This is a genomic window from Flavobacterium zhoui (assembly GCF_042787235.1).
In the GTDB taxonomy this organism is placed as follows: Bacteria; Bacteroidota; Bacteroidia; order Flavobacteriales; family Flavobacteriaceae; genus Flavobacterium; species Flavobacterium zhoui.
This window is the reverse complement of record NZ_JBHZPY010000017.1, coordinates 14815-31029: the sequence shown is the minus strand read 5'-3', so window position 1 is coordinate 31029 and position 16215 is coordinate 14815. Positions and strand designations below refer to the sequence as shown.

Here is a 16215-nt window from a genome sequence, read left to right as displayed (position 1 = left end):
GCATAGATTCAAATATATAGAACTTTTAAATATTTAAATCCAATAAAATGAGTAAAGGACCTATCAGTCAGTTTATTGAAAAGCATTATTTGCATTTCAATTCTGCATCTTTAGTTGATGCTGCAAAAGCATACGAACAACAATTAGCAAATGGTGCCAAAATGATGGTGAGTATGGCTGGTGCAATGAGTACAGCCGAAATTGGAAAGATATTTTCTGAAATAATTCGTCAGGATAAAGTTCATATTATTTCTTGTACAGGTGCAAATCTTGAAGAAGACATCATGAATTTAGTAGCTCATTCACATTACGAAAGAGTGCCGAATTACAGAGATCTGACTCCACAAGATGAGTGGGATTTATTAGAAAGAGGATTAAACAGAGTTACAGATACTTGTATTCCGGAACATGAGGCTTTCCGACGTTTGCAAAAACATATTTACAAAATATGGAAAGATGCTGATGACAAAGGGGAAAGATATTTTCCGCATGAATTTATGTACAAAATGTTACTTTCTGGAGTTCTTGAGGAATATTACGAAATTGACTTGAAAGACAGCTGGATGTATGCAGCAGCTGAGAAGAACTTACCTATTATTGTACCAGGATGGGAAGACAGTACAATGGGAAATATTTTTGCATCTTATGTAATCAAAGGCGATTTGAAAGCATCTACAATGAAATCCGGTATTGAATATATGGTTTTCTTATCAGATTGGTATCCTAAAAACAGTACTAATGGTGTTGGTTTCTTTCAAATTGGTGGAGGAATTGCTGGAGATTTTCCAATATGTGTTGTTCCAATGTTGTACCAAGATATGGAAATGCATGACATTCCGTTTTGGAGTTACTTTTGTCAGATTTCAGATTCAACAACGAGTTATGGTTCGTATTCTGGGGCGGTACCGAATGAAAAAATTACTTGGGGTAAATTAGATATCAAAACTCCAAAGTTTATTATTGAGTCCGATGCTACTATTGTAGCACCTTTAATTTTCGCTTATTTATTAGATTTATAGAATAACTTTATGAAAAGAGTAATTGTAGATTACGCAAAACTTACCAATGAAATTTTAAATCTTTTAGTTGAAAAGTTTCCTGATGGTTATGATGATTCGAACATTGTACGTTTTAGAAATGCTAAAAACGAATTAATTGAAGCAGTAGAAGTGCGAACTGAAGATACTATTTATTTAGTAAAAGTTAGTACAAAACTCGCTGACAGAATTGAAAATTATGATGAAGATGATGAAATTGATAGCGTTGTAGAGCCAATTAGCGGAATTGAACTTGACGACGATGATGCAATTGAAGATGATGACGATGACGATGATAATCTAGACAAACCAGATACTGATTCAGAAGATGGAGACGACGATGATGATGATGAAAAAGTATTATCAGATGAATTTGAAGACGAAGACGAGGATTAACACTCCCCTGTTGCAATAAACATAAAAGGAACTCTCCATGAGTTCCTTTTTTTTTAATTTAGATCAAAATACAAAGCCAAAATGACAACGTCTATTTTACACGCCACGCTTAAAGAAAACTTTGGTTTTGAAAAATTCAGACCCAATCAGGAAGACATTATAAATTGTATTCTCGCTGGCCACGATACATTGGCAATTATGCCTACTGGCGGAGGAAAATCAATCTGTTTTCAACTACCCGCATTAATCTTACCCGGAATTACAATCGTAATCTCGCCTTTAATTGCTTTGATGAAAGATCAGGTCGATAGTTTGAAAGCAAATGGTATTCAAGCCTGTTTTATTAACAGTAGTCAAACGGAAGACGAACGCCAATTTTATATTGAAAGCTTAAAATCAAACGAAATAAAATTAGTCTACATTGCACCAGAAAGTTTGTCCTATCTGGACAATATTTTCAATAGTCTAAGCATAAGCCTTATTGCTATAGACGAAGCGCATTGCATCTCGGCTTGGGGACATGACTTTAGGCCTGCCTATACTAATTTAGGTTATCTAAAAAAACGCTTCCCTTCTACTCCAATCTTAGCTTTAACTGCAACTGCGGACAAAGCTACACGTAAGGATATTAGCGATCAATTAAACTTAGTAAATCCTAAAACTTTCGTAGCTTCTTTTGACAGAAAAAATTTAAGTTTAGAAGTGCGTCCCGCTTTAGACAGAGTCAAACAAATTATAGATTTTATAAAAGAAAAACCAAATGAGTCAGGTATTGTTTATTGCCTAAGCCGTAAAACAACCGAAGAACTTGCCGAGAAGCTACAGAAAATTGGTATCAATGCAAAAGCATATCATGCAGGTTTAGATAATAAAATCCGTTCAAAAACCCAAGATGAATTTATCAACGATGATTGCCAGGTGGTTTGTGCTACAATAGCATTTGGAATGGGAATCGATAAATCGAATGTGCGCTGGGTTATTCATTATAATTTACCAAAAAACATAGAAGGATACTATCAGGAAATTGGTCGTGCCGGTCGGGATGGATTACCTTCAGAAACAGTTTTATTCGAAAGTTATGGCGATGTAATTCAACTTCAAAAATTTGCCTCACAAGGCTTAAATGCTGAGGTACAACTGGCAAAATTGGAAAGAATGAAGCAATATGCCGATGCTTTGAGTTGTCGAAGAAAAATATTGCTTTCTTATTTCGGGGAATTGGTTACCGAAAATTGCGGTAATTGTGACATTTGCAAAAATCCGCCTGCCTTTTTTGACGGAACCATTATTGCCCAAAAGGCATTATCGGCAATTATTCGTTTACAGGAAAACGAATCTTTGCCTATAATTGTCGATTTTCTGAGAGGCTCCAAAAACGCTTATATTTTCGAAAAAGGATACCAAAATCTGAAAACTTATGCCGTGGGTAGCGATATCTCTTGGCACGACTGGAATCAATACATTATTCAGTTAATAAATCAAGGGATTTGTGAAATTGCTTTCCACCAACAAAATAAAATCCGACTAACCTCCTTAGCCGCTGAAGTCCTATTTGAAGGTGAAAAAGTGCAATTGACAACTGTTCAGAAAATCAATATTGATAAATCCGAAATCCAGGAAGTTAAAAGCAAAGCTGTTGCCAATTCTCTTTTTGAAACTCTTAGAAAATTACGCTACGAAATTTCAAAAGAAGAAAACGTTCCTGCTTATGTCATTTTCAGTGACGCCGCTTTACGCCAAATGGAAACCGAAAGACCAATGAGCGAGGAAGAATTAATAGCAATTGACGGAGTTGGGAAAGCAAAATTAGAAAAATACGGAGACGCATTCATAAAAGCCATTATTGATTTTCAGAAATCTAAAAATAATAAGAAAAAGAAAGAAGCAACAACCTACAAAGAAACGTTGCTTTTATTCCACGATGGTTTTTCTGCAGCGGAGATTGCGGCCAAAAGAAAATTAGGAATAACTACAATCATTTCTCACTTAGCCAAATTATGTGTGGATGGACATGAAATCGATTTAAGTGGGTTTGTGTCATTGGATGAAGTTTCGAAAATTACAAAAGCGCAAATCAAACTAGAATTCCCTACTACTTTAAAACCTTATTTTGATTTTTTTGAAGAACAGATAACCTATGATAAAATCCGAATAGGTTTAGCCATAATTGAAAAAGAAAAAAGCAATTTAAAATTAACATGATAAATTCATTCCCTCCTTTTGTTAATTCTTCGACTGAAATTTTGATTTTGGGAACTATACCTGGAGTAGCTTCTCTTGCCAAACAGGAATATTATGCTCATCAAAGAAATCATTTCTGGAAAATCATTTATACCCTTTTAAATAATTTACCTGTTTCTGAAGTTTTTGAAGAAAAGATAAAATTACTTCAAACGAATAAAATCGGTCTTTGGGACGTGCTCGAAAACTGTGAAAGAAAAGGAAGTCTTGACATTCATATTAAAAATCAAGCAGAAAATGATTTTAAAACGTTGTTTAAAGAATTTCCTGCGATTACTAAAATCGTCTTTAATGGAAAAGAAGCTCATAAATACTTTTTGAAAAAATTTGGACAAATAGAAGGCATTACTTACTATGTAATGCCTTCTACAAGTCCTGCCAATACGGTGTCTTTTGAAAATAAATTGAAAATTTGGTCCACATTTTTAGACTAAACTACAAATACCTTTCTTGAAAAACTTTTTGATGATGTTTTTGATGTCCAATAATAATAAAACCAATAGCTCGGACAGAAACAGCTGCATTAGAAGCTATCCCCATTCTTTTTAATTGCTCTTCTGAGAAACTTTTGAAAAGCAACAAAGTAGCGTGCCTTACTGCAGAAAATTCAGTTAATAAATCTTGAATACCTCTAGCATTAGCATTTGTATTATCTACATAGTCGTTCTCCTCAAAACCGGGTAAGGGTGTTTTATCGTTTCTTGAAATCCGAAGGGCACGATAACTAAAAACACGTTCGGCATCAATAAGATGCTGAATAATATCCTTAATTGTCCACTTACCCTCGGCGTATCTATAATCAAATTTATCCATTGGAATATTCTGCACAAATTTGATAAAATCATGCAGACAAATTTCCAATTCTTCAATTAAAATTACATTATCTAAAGCATTAATATAAGGAGAGTAAAATGCGGCATATTCGTTTACCGGTAATTGATTTGATTCCATATTTTTTTATTAAGCTGAATTTCTACTCGCATTTGTATTTCCAAAAAGAGAACGTGTTACAATTTTTTCATACACTTTAATCAATTCTAAATCTGGTTTTTCCTCTTTATTAATTTCATTGATTCTCAATAAAGCATATTGTTGTATTGTTAACAATGGCAATACAATATGCTCCCTAATGTCAATAGAAGCTTTACCATCAGGATAATTTTCCATAAGTGTTTTATGACCTGCAATTTTCAACAATAATCTTTTCGTTTCTAGAAATTCATCATAAATAATTTGCCAGAATTCTCCAAATTCAGGATCCTTTTTCATGTACGCCGTCAATGGGAAAAATGATTTAGCCAATGACATCATACTGTTTTCGAGCAGCGTTTTAAAGAACAATGAATTATCATAAACACTTTGTATTTTATCCCACTGATTTGTATCTTCAAAATGTTTCAATGCTGTACCCACTCCAAAGAAACCAGGAACATTTTGCTTTAATTGACTCCAAGATCCGACAAAAGGTATCGCACGTAAATCAGCAAAATCCAATTGCTCTGATTTACTTCTTTTTGAAGGTCGGCTACCAATATTAGTTTTAGCATAATATTTTAAAGTACTCATTTGTTCCAAATAAGGAATAAATTTAGGATGATTCTTAAAACTCAAGTATTTTTCATATCCTAGTTCAGCCAGTTGGTCTAAAATTTCTTTTTCATTTATTGTCAACTCATTTTGACCTTTACTAAAAACCTGATTAGTAGCTCCTGCACTTAATAGGTTCTCTAGATTATAACGACAAGAATCCAAAGTACCAAAATTTGAACTTATCGTCTGTCCCTGTACCGTAACCTGAATTTCATTATTTTCAATATTTGGTCCTAGTGAAGCATAAAATTTATGTGTTTTTCCACCGCCACGAGCTGGAGGACCACCGCGACCATCAAAGAAAATTGCCTTTATACCATATTTCCTAGAGATTTCAGTAAGTTCTTCTTTAGCCTTGTAAATACTCCAGTTTGCCATCAAATAACCACCGTCTTTCGTACCATCAGAAAAACCAAGCATTATCGTTTGCTTGTTATTTCTGTTTTTAAGGTGAACAGCATAAGCAGGATTAGTATATAATTTTTCCATAATTACATGCGCATTCTGTAAATCATCAACAGATTCAAAAAGAGGAATGATATCTACCGTAGGGTTTTCCCAATTGCTCAATTTAAAAAGAGCAAAGGTTTCCATAACATTAAGCGCGCTTTCATTGTTACTGATAATATAACGGTTTGCACCAAATTCCCCATTCTTTTCCTGTATCGTTTTTATGGCCTGGATAGACTCGATAGTAGAACGTGTCATTTCATTGTCGAATACATTCGAATCAAGATTACCACTAATAGTAGAAACCACTGCAAATTTTTCTGCCTCTGTTAATTGAAAATAGTTCTCCGGAAAAACGGAAGAATCATAATTCAAATAATATTTTACGACATCATTAAACACGGCATCGTGTATTTTACTATTTTGACGTATGTCTAAAGAAGCAAAATGGAAACCAAATAAATTCACTTTAACAAGAAGAGCATCAACTTCGTCTAAATATAAAGATTGATGTTGATCTATAATAATTTGTTTAACTTTATTTAATTGAGATTTAAATTCATTCAAAGTGATAAAAATTTCACCTTTAGAATAAAATACTGATCTATAAAGTTTATATTCAAGTTCAGATATCAAAACATCTACACCTGAAAAAGTTAACTTTCTTTTTAAATTTCTAATTTCAATGTAATAGCATTTTAATATTGACGTTCTCAAACGTTCTGCAACTTTCAAAGTAATTTCTGTAGTTACAAATGGGTTACCATCGCGATCTCCACCTGGCCAAAAACCCAGTTGAATTAATGGGTTATTAATTGACTTTCCATGAAAAATATTCTTCTGAAGGTATTGCACCATTTCGCCAGAAGTTTCATAAAATACATTTTCAAGATACCAAATCAAGCTGACCGCTTCATCAAAAGGATTTGGCTTTTCATTTTGAATAAAAGGAGTTTTTCCTAATTGAGCCAGTAACTGTTTAATGTCCAGTAAGTTGTTTTTTCGGATTGCATCCGTTAGATCATTGATAATTCCCAGAACAGCTCCCGGATAAAACTGCGTAGGATGTGCAGTCAAAACCGTTCTTATATTAAAGTTCTCTAAAAACTCAATCAGTTCTTCTTCTTTATCTTTAGCCTCTGATTTCTCTTTAATATCCCTCAAAGAACCTCTTCCTTCCATATTATTAACGGCCGGAAATGCAGCATCTTCGATAGCATCAAATAAAACTATCTGGCGTTCAATGTATTGAATAAAACGAAACATCAAATCAATTTTGTCTGTTTCTGAAGCGTTATGCAAATATCTTTTAGCAAAAAAATCCACAATCTCTTTAGGAGTCTCTTGTTTTTTAAAACCAGTATCGCAAACATCTGTAAATAAAGGAAGTAAAACACCTGTATTATCAATGGAGTCAAAAGGCAATGTTATAAAAACACTATTATAAATGTGGTATTTCGAAAGAACGTCTTGATTGAAACGTTCTATTTTTGGTAGTGTGTACATAATTTAGTTGTGGTTGGTTTAATAGGAAAATTTGTTATAAAAAAAACCTCAAGAATTAACTTGAGGTTATATTTTAAAATATAGCATTCAAGATTAATTACATATTTTTAAAAATAGTATGCATTAACCGCTTCTTATCATTAATACTCTCTTCAAGAGAAATCATAGTTTCAGTTCTGTAAACACCATCAATATCATCAATCATAAAGATTACATCTTTAGCGTGTTTGGTATCTTTAGCTCTAATTTTACAGAAAATATTAAACTTACCGGTTGTTACAGAAGCAACAGTCACGTAAGGAATCTCATTAATTCTTTCTAAAACAAACTTCGTTTGAGATGTATTATTAAGAAAAACACCAACGTAAGCAATAAAAGAATACCCTAACTTATCATAATCAAGAACTAAAGAAGATCCCATTATAATTCCTGCATCTTCCATTTTTTTAACTCTGACATGCACTGTTCCAGCTGAAATAAGCAATTTTTTTGCGATATCCGTGAATGGAACTCTCGTGTTGTCTATTAACATATCTAATATCTGGTGATCTACTTCATCTAAACGAAACTTACTCATAATTCTTTAATTTTTATTACTAATAACTCTTACAAAGTATAAAAATATACATAAAAAACAACAAAATGACATTAATATTATATTTTTATCATTCCGTTAACAAATTTTATATCATTATCTAAATAAAAATCAGCTTTTTGATTTAATTTCGGAAATCCATTATAGTCATCTTTATATACTGCATCTTTAGCATCAAATTCACAATGACCAAAATAATTTTCTAATTCCCCTACTTGTATTATGTAGGCATTAAAACAAATCTCATTTTCAATTAATTCTTCTTTGTATTGTGATGCAAAATTGGTGATTATTTCGATACCATCATAATTTATCTTGATATTTTTATACATAAAATCATAAAAAATGACTTTATTTTGAGGAATATTCAAATATTTGTCAATTCCATTGCTAACTATATCGTTTTCGCTAAGTATCGTAAAACTGGAAACTAACGCCATAAAAACATATTTTCGTGTTTCTTCTCTTTGATAATCACTTTGAAAATGCCCCGCTTCAAACAATAAAGTAGGGACGCCTAAAAATTGAAAAGTATCTCCTATACAATTAATATTAAAAGAATCATCAAAACGCCCTATCTGACCCGGCAAATATTGTTGCAAAACATCATTTATTCCAGCAATCAAGTTAATTGCCTTTAATCTTGATTCATTTATTTCACGTTCCTCATTGTAAGAAGGCGCTAAAAAAGATAAGGTCGCCGGTTTACCCGTATCACTAACACCAAAGATAGTACGCTGATCATGAAGGTTAAAACAATAATGAGGAGCGAAATCTTCGAAAACAGCTCTTAAAACCTTGCTTTCGGGCTGAGATAGATTTTGAGAATCTCTATTTAAATCAACTTTATTCGCATTTTCTCTAGTGTACAACTTGGCTCCATCTGGATTCAACATTGGAATACAGCAAAAAGTGAATGCTTCCAGTAATTTTTTTGCTAATTCAGAATCGCTGTTTAGTACATTTAAAAAATCAAAAAGTGCTTTAGTTGTCGTGCCTTCGTTTCCATGCATTTGTGACCAAAGAAAAACTTTGGTTTTTCCAACCCCAATTTGATAAGTATAAATTGGTTTTTCAAGCACTGATTCACCAACAATTTTAAGCTGATTTTTAGTGCTTAATTTCTGCAATAAAGGTTCAATTGAATCTAAAGTAATATAACGACCTTGTATAGATTCTTCTTTAAATTCTGTAAATAATTCTTCTAAATTCATACTGTATTATTGATTTACAAAAGTAAACATCTTTATATTTACATTTGTAAACAATGGTTTTTTGTTTTATTTTAAATATGTAAACACTTTTGATGGGTTACGTAGCTTATTCAAACCCATTGCAAATGACAATTGTTATCTTTTTAATTTTTATATTATTAATAATTAATTATCAGCAGTTTAAATAACTCTAGCTGCATTATAACTTTACATCTATTACATTAAAAACATTACTTTATACTTGTAATTTTGGGGGTTTGGTTTATTTTGATTACATTTGTAAATAGCTTATTTTTAAATATAATTTACAATGGTAAACATAGAGGATTTTATAAAAAGATTAGAAATAATACTGGATTATTATAGCATAAACGCTTCTTCATTTGCCGATAAAATTGGGGTACAACGCTCTAGTTTGTCTCACCTTCTTTCAGGCAGAAACAAACCAAGTTTGGATTTTATTCTTAAAATTTTAGAGGTATTTCCGGAAGTAGATCTTTATTGGATTTTGAACGGAAAAGGAACATTTCCAAAAAATGCCATTGCTATTGAAAAGAGAGAAAATCAAACGGAGGAAGTTTTTAAACAAAACATCCCTACATCTTTGAAAGAAGAAAATATTTCAAAAAACTTATTTTCTGAAATACAAAATCCAATACATCAAAATGCATTGGAAACACAAAAAATGGAAAATAAAAATATACCTAAAGAAGCATTTTCGGGCGAAGTGGAAAAAATTGTTTTCTTTTATAAAAATGGAACGTTTAAAGTATTTAACCCAAATTAAAGAATTTGTCTTTTTATTTTAAACTTAAACTTATACTTTAAATCCTTTTTCAGGAACTTTGCCAAGTACACCGATAAAATGTTTATTTAAAATAAGTAGGTCTTCCTCTAGATTACCAGTAGGCATTAACGGCTTTCCCAAATTAACTACTTTTTTACCAAAATCAAAAGCAACTGGAATTATAGGAACATTTGCTTTTAATGCAATATAATAGAAACCTGTTTTTAATGCATCTGTTTTTTTTCGGGTTCCTTCAGGAAGGACGGCAAGTCTGAACGTTTCTTTTCTTTGAAAAATAGCGGCAATAGAATCTACTTTATTCAATCCTCCTGCTCGATCTAAAGGCTCTCCTCCCATGTAGCGAAAATAAAACCCTAATGGAAAACGGAACAATTCTTTTTTACCCACCCAATTCATCTCTAATCCTGTAATTCCTCTGGTGAAAATTCCCAAATAAAAATCATGAGCACTGGTATGCGGCATCACCATCATTACACATTTCTGTATAGCAGGATCTATTGAACCCTTAATTTTCCAACCCATAAGCCTGAAAAATATCCATTTATATATTTGTTTCTTCATTCTTTCGTTCTTTCGTACAAAATAAATAATTTAAATCTTATTTTTGAGTAAAACCGTCACTTATGATTAAAAAACTTTTCAGTTATCTTATTCCCGTAAAAATTTATGAGGCAAAATCAGCTCTGAGTAAATCTATAGAAGTTACTTGGGCAAACGGTGAGCTGGTTTTAGATTCAGAAAATACTAATTATTCGTACGGCAGTTTGCAACGCATTTTAAAAGTTGGTTTGAAAAACATTGGTTATAAAAAAATAATCGCCATGGATTCCATTTTAGTTTTGGGTGTCGCAGGTGGTAGCGTTATAAAAACTTTGGTGGATGAAATTAAATTTGAAGGAAAAATAACGGGTGTTGAACTTGATTCTGAAATAATCAAAGTGGCTAACAAATATTTCAAGCTGAATGAAATTAAAAATCTGGAAGTTGTTATTGGAGACGCATTTGAATTTGTTTTAAAAACCAAAGATAGATACGATTTAATAATCATAGACATTTTTCAGGATATTACTATGCCCAACTTTTTATTTGAAACTTTCTTTATCAATCGAATTTGTTACCTTTTAAAAAATAAAGGGTTCGTACTTTTCAATACCATGATTCTGAATGAAAGTCAAAATATAAGAAATAAAAAATACTTGACTGATTTTAACGAGCACCAATTCAAAATCAGAACTATTCCAAGAATAGAAGTTCACAATGAATTGATTGTAATAGAAAAAATGGTGTAATAAAAGTTTGCCCCGCGCTTTTAAAGTTCCGCAAATTATTTTGTACATTTAGATAGGATTTCCTAAACAATAATTCAGTGAAAAAAATCATAAAAAAATTGCTGTTGGGAAATATTTCCAAGGTTGCCCCTCCAGAATTTAATCCTGTTGAGAAGCGCATTCAAAATATAAAAGCCATTTGGAACAACGACCATCAGGATGATAATGGAATAGAAAAAATGGTTCGTTTATTTCTTTCCTCTTCTCAGTTGCTCTTCCCAGGAATTTACATCAAATATTTTGCTTTCAAAAGAGGTCCTGAATATGAAGATTTGGCAGTCGATTTTTATGTTTTGCTTAAAGTCACATTCCCTTTAGTGCTTTTAGTAAGCGGTTTACACAACAACCCATTTCTTGTTGCACTTTTAGTTTATGTTTTACTGGAAACAATCTTGTATATACCAACATTGATTTTCGCTTCCGACTTATTTTCAAAACCACGATCTTATAAAAGATCCATGTTATTGCTGTTCCTTAACTATCTGGAAATTGTTTTTGCATACGCCGTTTTGTATTCTTGTGACAGTTATTTGAATAAACCTTTTAGCAACTGGTTTGATGCTGTTTATTTCAGTATCATAACTTCATCATCAATTGGGTATGGAGATTTCTATCCGGTAACTACGCAAGGTAAATTTTTAGTAAGTACACAAGCCTTACTTTTTTTATTTTTTGTAGTGTTATTTTTAAATTTTTTCTCCACCAAAATAAAATCAAAAGGGTATTTTGAGCAAGAAAATGAAAATTAATTTACAACATCTTTCTTGCTTTTTCTAAATCTTCTGGAGTGTCAATTCCAATTCCGATATGAGTGGTTTCGACCATTTTGATGCGTTTTCCAAATTCCAGATAACGCAATTGCTCCAGTTTTTCGGATGCTTCCAAAGATTTCATTGGTAAATGATAAAAATCTAATAATGCCTGTTTTCTAAAAGCATAAATCCCGATGTGTTGAAAATAACGAACACCTACATTCTTCTCTCTTGCATATGGAATTACCGAACGCGAAAAGTACAACGCAAATTCGTTTTGATCCACGACCACTTTTACATTGTTAGGATTATGGATTTCATCATCATTTTTTATTTCGCGCATCAAAGAAGCCAAATCAACTTGTTGAGTCGAATCATGTCTGAAAATTTCAATAAGCTTTGCTAAAGGTTCCGCATCTATAAAAGGTTCGTCTCCCTGCACATTGACCACAACAGACACATCCAAATGTTCAATCGCTTCCGCAATTCGATCACTTCCTGATTCGTGTTCCTTGATGCTCCTAATGGCTTTTCCACCATTAGAAATAATTTCTTCATAAATTATATCCGAATCTGTTACCACAAAAACATCATCAAACAATTGTGTGTTTATGGCAGCTTCATAGGTTCTTAAAATCACGGTTTTGCCTCCCAAATCCTGCATCAGTTTAGCGGGAAATCGTGTGGAAGCGTATCGGGCGGGAATGACGGCTATTATTTTCATTTTTATGTTTTTTTAATTTGTCACGAAGACAGTAAGTCGCAAAGTTTTATTTTAAATTGCTGGTGCGAACGTCCCGCTCGTATCTAACACAAATATATTAATTGTAATTTTATTATGGTCACGAGCGGGACGCTCGCGCTAGCTGAAGTTTTTAATTTTTGCTAGAAAATAGCAAAGTATTATTCATTTAATTTTCATCTTTCATAGAGTCCCAAAAATCAGCATCAAGTTTTTTTATTTCGATTGTTTGTTCAACTTGCATTCCAAGACTATAATCATAAATATATTCTGCTAATTGTTTTCCATCAATTAGAACTATCGTTGTTGATCCATTCAAATTATTCACATATTCCATTGCTCCTTTCGAATAATAAGAAGTTGTTATGAATACACCTTTATTTGATTGAGCTACAGCTAAAGCACCGACAAATTTTTGAATTTCTTCTCTTCCAATACAACTATCCATTTTATATCTTTTAGCTTGAATATGTATTCTCCCAAGTCCAAGAACGTCCTCTTTAATAATACCGTCAATTCCTCCATCGTTCGATACTTTAGTTACTAAACCAGAATTTTCAATTTCTCCACCATATCCCATTTTTTGCAAAAGCAGCACTACTAATTTTTCAAATGAAGTTGGTGTCTTTGTCAAAATTGTATTTAAAATATCCGAATAAACAGAGTTACGAATATTGGAAAAAGATGAATATAGTCTTTCTTGAGGTGTTAATTCCGAAGCAATTTCTTCAACATTAATTTGCTCTTCTGTTGACTTCTTTTTTGTCCTATTTGGTTCTCTTTTTTCTAATTGTTTTTCTATAAATAAATCAACATTTTCAGGCGTTTTAAGTAAATCAATTCCCTTTTGGTTAATCTTAAATATTCCTCGTTTTGGTTTATCTAAAAGACCACCCATATTCAAATAACTCAACGCCCAAGAAATTCTGTCATAAAAAATATGTCCATTCCCAGAAGGATACATTTCATTAATTTCCTCTTCTGAAAGATTGAAATATTTAGAAAGTGGTTCGATAAAATCTCTAAGTTTCATCTCACTGTTTTTCAACAATAGTTCCATTGCAGGAACTCTAATTTCATCGTGTTTTGGTATAGCCATTTTTGACTTTTTAATTTAATTCAATCCTCCAAATATAAGATTTATTTCACAAAATCATTCTATACAATCTTCACTGAAGTCATACTCAAAGAACCACCCAATAACTTATCATTAAATAAACTCAATTCCTCTGTTTTTCCTTTTAAACCCAAAGTGTAAATCAAAGGCAAATAATGTTCTGGCGTAGGAATCGCTAATTGAAACGCTTTGCTTTGTTTTTCAAAATCTATCAATGGTTGGAAATTCCCGTCCAGTAAATAATTATTGACTGTTTCCCTTGCCTCAATAGCCCAATCGTAACCGTAATTGTCTTTTTCAAAATTTTGAAAATCTACTAATCTCAAATTATGAACGATATTTCCACTGCCTACAATAAGGATTCCTTTAGTACGCAACGCACTTAGTTTCTGAGCCAAATCAAAATGGTATTGCCCTGATTTAGTATAATCAATACTCAACTGAATCACAGGAACATTGGCTTCGGGATATAAATGCTTGATTACACTCCAAGCGCCGTGATCTAAGCCCCAATGTTCGTCTAGTTCGACTTCCGTTGGTAGCAGTAATTCTTTAGTTTCTAAAGCTAATTCGGGACTTCCTTTTGCAGGATATTCCACATCAAATAACGCTTGCGGGAAACCTCCAAAATCATGAATCGTTCGGGGCATTTCCATTGCGGTAACTTTGGTTCCATTGGTAAACCAGTGCGCCGAAATACACAAAATGGCGTTCGGCTGCGGCAACGTTTTAGCCAAGTTCCTAAAACCGGTAACAAACTGATTTTCCTCAATAGCGTTCATCGGACTTCCGTGTCCCAAAAACAGCACCGGCATTTTTTCGGTATTCGAAAAAGAACCTGATATTTTATGCAAGTCGTTTAGTGCGTTCATGATAAATATTTTTTTACCATTAAGAAATTAAGGCTTAGGTTTTCTTAATAAAGCTTAATTTCTTAATGGTTTAAATTTTGAAATTTATTCTTCAAAACTTTCGTCCTTAAAACCTATCAAATATAATTTATTTTTTGCTCTGGTCATAGCGGTGTACAACCATCGGATGTAATCTCTATTAATTCCATCCGGCAAATACGGCTGTTCTATAAAAACCGTATTCCACTGACCACCTTGGGACTTATGACAGGTTATTGCATACGAAAATTTAACCTGCAAGCCGTTGAAATATTCATTGGCTTTCACTTTCTGGAACTTATTATATTTGGTTTCTCCTTCATAATCTTTCAAAACTTCCTGATACAATCTATTCGATTCTTCATAGGTCAAAGAAGGGGATTCGCTTTTTATGGTATCCAATAATAAAACGGTTTCAAACGGAATCTGGCTTGGATAATCGACCATTCGTATTTTTACTTTGGCAAACTTAAAACCATATAATTCTTTAATATTAAAAATTTCCAACACTTCAATAATATCACCATTGGCAATAAAACCTGCTTCGTCAGAATCTTTCAACCAAAAATAATTGTTCTTTACCACCATCAGGAAATCGCCGGTAGATAATTCACTTTCTTTATCGAGGATCTTGGTTCGGATTTGTTCATTATATTGATTCGCCCTTTTATTCGAACGAACAATAAACGCGGTGTCTTCTATACTGTAATTACTGTACGCCGAATTAATCGCATCCTGTATATCATATCCATCAGTAAGTCGAACGATATCTTTGAATTTTCGAACATTAAATTTGAATTCCGTGATAAACGAATCTTTCAATAATTCCCGAAGTTCGGTGGCATTATGCAAAATCCCCGAATTTTCTTCCTGACGCATTACTTCATCAAGTTCGATATGTTCCACTTCTTTATCGTAATTTATGCCTAAAGTTTGAATATCTAAAGCAGGACTAATATCTAAATTCACCGGAGGCAACTGAGCGGTATCTCCCAATAAAATCATCTTACAATTAGTTCCTGAATACACGTATGAAATCAAATCGTCTAATAAAGAACCGTTTTCGTATAATTTAGAATCGGAATTCGTATCTGAAATCATCGAGGCTTCATCGACGATAAAAATCGTGTTCTTGTGTTTGTTTTGCTGTAACGTAAACGAAACGCCGCCACCCGAAGATTTCTTGGGAAAATATATTTTTTTATGAATCGTAAAAGCGGGTTTATTCGAATAATTGGCAATTACTTTAGCCGCACGACCTGTTGGCGCAAGCAAAACATACTTCTTATTAATGTCGCCCAGATTATTTACAATCGTAGAAATCACGGTTGTTTTACCAGTTCCTGCATATCCTTTTAGTACAAAAATGGTTCTATTATCGGGCTCCGTTAAAAAAATAGCAATTTTTTGAAAAAAAATATCCTGTTTGTAGGTGGGTTGAAAAGGGAATTTTTTCTGTAAAAGACTGTAAAACAAGGAGGAATTCATGTGAAGTGGATTGCTATAAATGAACATCAAATATAAGTATGAAAATCGAGGGAATCGCATA

Annotated in this window: 16 protein-coding genes; 7 read left to right on the top strand and 9 right to left on the bottom strand. The window is 32.6% G+C overall.

Annotated elements, in window-relative coordinates:
* Positions 1–47 precede the first annotated feature (47 nt).
* The 4 genes from ACFX5F_RS15390 (at position 48) to ACFX5F_RS15375 (ending at position 4108) form a co-directional block, all read left to right on the top strand.
* Positions 48–1019, top strand: coding sequence for a deoxyhypusine synthase family protein (locus tag ACFX5F_RS15390; protein WP_073208830.1), 972 nt, complete (start codon positions 48–50; stop codon positions 1017–1019).
* Between the two features lie 9 nt (positions 1020–1028).
* Positions 1029–1433, top strand: a complete 405-nt coding sequence (locus ACFX5F_RS15385; RefSeq protein ID WP_379852915.1) for a DNA primase — start codon at positions 1029–1031, stop codon at positions 1431–1433.
* A gap of 81 nt (positions 1434–1514) precedes the next feature.
* Positions 1515–3635, top strand: coding sequence for a DNA helicase RecQ (gene recQ / locus ACFX5F_RS15380; RefSeq protein ID WP_379852914.1), 2121 nt, complete (start codon positions 1515–1517; stop codon positions 3633–3635).
* Positions 3632–4108 (top strand): DNA-deoxyinosine glycosylase, encoded by a 477-nt coding sequence (locus tag ACFX5F_RS15375; protein WP_379852913.1) that lies wholly within the window; start codon positions 3632–3634, stop codon positions 4106–4108. The genes recQ and ACFX5F_RS15375 overlap by 4 nt, the downstream gene beginning before the upstream one ends.
* Position 4109: 1 nt before the next feature.
* Here the strand turns inward: ACFX5F_RS15375 and ACFX5F_RS15370 are convergent, their stop codons facing one another.
* The 4 genes from ACFX5F_RS15370 to ACFX5F_RS15355 all read right to left on the bottom strand — a co-directional run bounded on the left by ACFX5F_RS15370 (position 4110) and on the right by ACFX5F_RS15355 (position 9029).
* Positions 4110–4625, bottom strand: a complete 516-nt coding sequence (locus tag ACFX5F_RS15370; RefSeq protein WP_379852912.1) for a DinB family protein — start codon at positions 4623–4625, stop codon at positions 4110–4112.
* A 9-nt stretch (positions 4626–4634) separates the two neighbouring features.
* Complete coding sequence (locus ACFX5F_RS15365) at positions 4635–7220, bottom strand: phosphoenolpyruvate carboxylase (protein ID WP_379852911.1); 2586 nt, start codon at positions 7218–7220, stop codon at positions 4635–4637.
* Between the two features lie 97 nt (positions 7221–7317).
* Entirely contained in the window at positions 7318–7797 is a 480-nt protein-coding gene (locus ACFX5F_RS15360; protein WP_066082003.1) for an Lrp/AsnC family transcriptional regulator, read from the bottom strand.
* A 77-nt stretch (positions 7798–7874) separates the two neighbouring features.
* On the bottom strand, positions 7875–9029 hold the full coding sequence (locus ACFX5F_RS15355; protein ID WP_379852910.1) for a M14 family metallopeptidase: 1155 nt from the start codon (positions 9027–9029) through the stop codon (positions 7875–7877).
* Between the two features lie 310 nt (positions 9030–9339).
* Here ACFX5F_RS15355 and ACFX5F_RS15350 point away from each other — a divergent pair, with 310 nt between their 5' ends.
* Positions 9340–9816 carry a helix-turn-helix domain-containing protein gene (locus ACFX5F_RS15350; protein ID WP_379852909.1) on the top strand — a complete coding sequence of 159 codons (477 nt, stop codon included), beginning with the start codon at positions 9340–9342 and terminating at the stop codon, positions 9814–9816.
* Positions 9817–9846: 30 nt separating this feature from the next.
* On the opposite strand, the gene ACFX5F_RS15345 is transcribed toward ACFX5F_RS15350, so the two are convergent.
* On the bottom strand, positions 9847–10398 hold the full coding sequence (locus ACFX5F_RS15345; RefSeq protein WP_379852908.1) for a 1-acyl-sn-glycerol-3-phosphate acyltransferase: 552 nt from the start codon (positions 10396–10398) through the stop codon (positions 9847–9849).
* Positions 10399–10460: 62 nt separating this feature from the next.
* On the opposite strand from ACFX5F_RS15345, the gene ACFX5F_RS15340 reads away from it, so the two are divergent.
* Together ACFX5F_RS15340 and ACFX5F_RS15335 are read left to right on the top strand one after the other, a co-directional pair.
* Complete coding sequence (locus ACFX5F_RS15340; protein WP_379852907.1) at positions 10461–11126, top strand: spermidine synthase; 666 nt, start codon at positions 10461–10463, stop codon at positions 11124–11126.
* A 77-nt stretch (positions 11127–11203) separates the two neighbouring features.
* The gene (locus tag ACFX5F_RS15335; protein WP_379852906.1) at positions 11204–11914 is read left to right on the top strand and encodes a potassium channel family protein; all 711 of its coding nucleotides are present in this window, start codon (positions 11204–11206) and stop codon (positions 11912–11914) included.
* 1 nt (position 11915) lies between these two features.
* On the opposite strand, the gene kdsB is transcribed toward ACFX5F_RS15335, so the two are convergent.
* The 4 genes from kdsB to ACFX5F_RS15315 all read right to left on the bottom strand — a co-directional run bounded on the left by kdsB (position 11916) and on the right by ACFX5F_RS15315 (position 16154).
* Positions 11916–12641 (bottom strand): 3-deoxy-manno-octulosonate cytidylyltransferase, encoded by a 726-nt coding sequence (kdsB, locus tag ACFX5F_RS15330; protein WP_379852905.1) that lies wholly within the window; start codon positions 12639–12641, stop codon positions 11916–11918.
* A 187-nt stretch (positions 12642–12828) separates the two neighbouring features.
* Positions 12829–13758 carry a restriction endonuclease gene (locus tag ACFX5F_RS15325; protein WP_379852904.1) on the bottom strand — a complete coding sequence of 310 codons (930 nt, stop codon included), beginning with the start codon at positions 13756–13758 and terminating at the stop codon, positions 12829–12831.
* Between the two features lie 59 nt (positions 13759–13817).
* A complete protein-coding gene (gene ygiD, locus ACFX5F_RS15320; RefSeq protein WP_379852903.1) occupies positions 13818–14648 on the bottom strand; it encodes a 4,5-DOPA-extradiol-dioxygenase in 831 nt (276 codons plus the stop codon).
* A gap of 84 nt (positions 14649–14732) precedes the next feature.
* On the bottom strand, positions 14733–16154 hold the full coding sequence (locus ACFX5F_RS15315) for an ATP-dependent DNA helicase (protein ID WP_379852926.1): 1422 nt from the start codon (positions 16152–16154) through the stop codon (positions 14733–14735).
* Positions 16155–16215: the final 61 nt, after the last annotated feature.